The following is a 3,075-nucleotide window of genomic DNA, read 5'->3' as shown; positions in this document are numbered from 1 at the left end:
CTGCGGGCTCATCGCCGCGATGTAGTAGATCTCGTGCCCGGTGGGGTAGCCGCCCCCATTGGTGGCGATGTGAACGTGGTCGTAGTGGTTGAGGGTCTCGTTGCCGTAGTCCGCCGTCCAGCTGCCCGCGCCGATGCCCGGGTAGAGCCGCTGGCGCCAGATCACGTGGTTGATGCCCCAGCGTTTGGCGTTCGCGAGGGCATAGCCGGCGATCTGGTTGCCGAGCGCGATCCCCTCCGGGCTGTGGTAGTTCGGGATCATCACGTCGATCGCCAATCCGTTGGGGTGCCATTTCAGGGCGTCCTGCCGGTACCCGCCGATCGTCTTGATCTCCGGGAAGAGCACGCCGATGGCACGCGCCGCCCAGATGGTCTTGACCTGCAACCCATGCTCCGGCGCCACGCTGGGAGGCAGCGCGACCAGAAAGTTCTGGGCTGAGGTGGGGGCGGTGGGCGCGTTGGCCGCCAACGACTGCACCTCCGCGGGGGTGGCGATCCGCGGCCCGTCCGCGGGAGCGGACATCTGCGGCACGTCCGGGGGGCGGGCGATCTGCGGGGCGCCGGGTGGCGCGGTTTCGGCGACGGTCGGGTGTCCCACGCAGCACCGGTGCTCGGTGGTCTGGGCGTAGACCATGGCGGCCGAGACGGTCACCGAGGCCGCGATCGCCAGCCAGCGGCCCCGGCCGTTGGCCAGCACGGCGGTACCCACGGTCAGCAGCTTAGTGTCCCGTGCGACGCGTGGGGCAGGCTTTGCCGTTTGTCGTCGGGGTGTCTAGCGCCGGGATTCCTCTGCGACGTCTTCATGGGACTGGTGCAGGCCCGGCGCGTCCGGGTCCTCGCCTTGGTGTTCCAGCTCGTCCTGCAGCCGGCGCTGCTCCTCGGTGGCCTTCCTGGCGTCTTCGGGTACCTCCGGCGGGTCGATGTTGGCTTGCGGATCCACGCGAGATCTCCTTGACGGGTCGACGAACACTTCCGGTCAGGATCGCCCGAATCGGGCGTGCCGAAACCCGGGGCCCACTTCGGGTCCGCGTTACCTCGTCGCCAGCCGAGACCGATCGGCGGGCGGCTGTTTGATCCCCGATGTCCGAACGAGCACCGCCAAGACCACGGCCACGAGAAGCAGCGCCATTACGTCGCCCCAGAGGTGTCCCAGATGGCCGTCGCCGAAGGATTGCACCGTCATGATCGCGGCGTGCACGCCGCTGGACCACACCGTGAACCAGATCAGGCTGAGGTTGTTTTCCGGGCTGCGCGCGGCATTGATGAGGAACACCCCGAGGGTGGCGTAGACGCCGACGATCATCATGAAGTAGTCGGATCGGTACGGCGCTCCGGAGTGCCACATCCAGCCCGACGGCCAGACCACCGCCAGGGGATAGACCAGGAGCATGACGGCGCCGACGAAAACAAGCGCCAGTTGCAGGAGTTTGTAGGGCGTTGCCATCGTAGCCTCCTGTCGGTGGCTGATGGCTTGTCATTATGCGCCTTCCCACCGCCGCGCAGCTATGCTCCGGCGACGAATTCCGCGGCTACGGCGGCCAGCAATTGCTGTGTGCGGCGGCGCGACTCGCTCCGGGTCTGGGCGTTGTCACCCAGCGGCACCACCCGGGCGGCGAGATCGGTGACGCCGGCGTCGCGGTACCGGCGCAACCTGGCGAGGATGGCCGCTTCGTCGCCGGCGGCCATCGTGTCGCCGACGTCGGCGGCGTCGCCGTGCTCGAGCAGTCGCACGTAGTTGGGGGAGAAGTCCGCGTGGCCGAGCACCTCGCTGGCATGGGCGCGGGCCTGCTCGACCTCGCCGGGGCGGCACAGCGCTACCGGGACTCCGGCCACCACCCGAATCCCGCTGCGGCCGAGAGTCGTTGCCGCCGCTGTGATACGGGGGACGACGTAGTCGCCGATCGCGCGTTCGTCGGCCATCCACAGAATGGTGCCGCCGGCGCGTTCCCCGGCGATGCGCAGCATCGCCGGGCCGAGCGCGGCCAGCAGCACCGGGACCGGGGCGTCGGTGACGTCCACCGGGCTGTGCACGTGGTAGGTGGCGTTGTCGACGGACACCGCACCGGGACCGGCCAACGCCGCGTCCAGCACGTCGAGGTAGTCGCCGACCAGACGGGCGGGCCGCTCGTAGGGCAACCCCAGCTGGTCGGCGACGATCCAATGGTGTGACGGGCCGATGCCCAGCGTGAACCGCCCTGCGCACGCGGCCTGCGTGGTCAGTGCCTGCTGCGCCATGGTGAGCGGGTGCCGGGTCTGGATGGGCACGACCGCGGTGCCGATCTCGATGCGGTCGGTGACCTGCCCGAGCAACGCGACGGCCGTCATCGCGCGTCGAGGTAGCCGGGCACCTGCGGCAACCAGAACGAGGCGAATCCGTCCGCTTCGGCGGCCCTTCCGTCCTCGAGCAGCCCGGTCAGCCGCTGCGCGCGGGTGCGCTCCTTGTCCGAGCCCACCATCACACCGATCCTCACGGCATCGCCCGCTCACGGGACATGGCGGTCCCATTCGTGCGCCACGACGACGTGGAACGGGGCGGCGAACAGCGGTGTGGCGGTGCCGTCGGCCCAGCGCTGCTCCAGCGCGGGCCGCAGCCTGCCCGCGGCGACGATCGGGTCCTCGTCGAGGAAGCAGTACGAAAGGGTCTGTCCCGCAGGGGCGCCGGCCAGGCTCGCGTCGACGGCCTGCGAGGCCGCCGACCACACGCCGGCGACACCGTCCACGCCGACCAGGTCCGTCGGCGCCGGCGCGTCCTTTTCCAGCAGCACGTACACGCCGCGGGCCGGCCACCACGGCAGCACGTCGGCCCCGACTTTGACCCGCGGTGCGGCCGCCGTGGCGCGCACGTCGTAGACGCCGCGCTCGACGGGGGGCAACAGCGCCAGCTTGCGCCCGGCGCCACCCAGTGCCGCCGAAAGTTGGTTGAACCCAGCCAGTCCGCCAGGGTCGGTGAAGAAATACGACATCACGTGGTCGACGGGGTCGAACCGCTCGGTGCCGAACGCCCGCGCGTTGCGGCACTGCGGAGTGGACACCAGCCGCAGCGACGCCCGCACCGCACCGAGCCGGTGTTGTTCGG

General features: G+C 70.3%; 4 protein-coding genes and 1 pseudogene. All 5 read right to left on the bottom strand.

Features of this window, described 5'->3' with window-relative positions:
* A partial coding sequence (locus AC2VOR_RS15475; protein ID WP_486964073.1) for a VldE C-terminal domain-containing protein occupies positions 1-708 on the bottom strand: 708 nt, incomplete at its 3' end.
* Positions 709-771: 63 nt separating this feature from the next.
* On the bottom strand, positions 772-939 hold the full coding sequence (locus AC2VOR_RS15470) for a hypothetical protein (protein WP_369738348.1): 168 nt from the start codon (positions 937-939) through the stop codon (positions 772-774).
* Between the two features lie 90 nt (positions 940-1,029).
* Complete coding sequence (locus AC2VOR_RS15465) at positions 1,030-1,443, bottom strand: DUF6632 domain-containing protein (RefSeq protein WP_486964072.1); 414 nt, start codon at positions 1,441-1,443, stop codon at positions 1,030-1,032.
* A 59-nt stretch (positions 1,444-1,502) separates the two neighbouring features.
* Positions 1,503-2,470: pseudogene (locus AC2VOR_RS15460) on the bottom strand (TIGR03564 family F420-dependent LLM class oxidoreductase).
* Between the two features lie 12 nt (positions 2,471-2,482).
* Positions 2,483-3,075 (bottom strand): hypothetical protein (locus tag AC2VOR_RS15455; protein WP_486964071.1); only part of this gene is annotated, 593 nt, incomplete at its 5' end.

The organism is Mycobacterium sp. TH-M103, from assembly GCF_057473785.1.
This window is presented reverse-complemented; position numbering and strand designations above follow the sequence as displayed.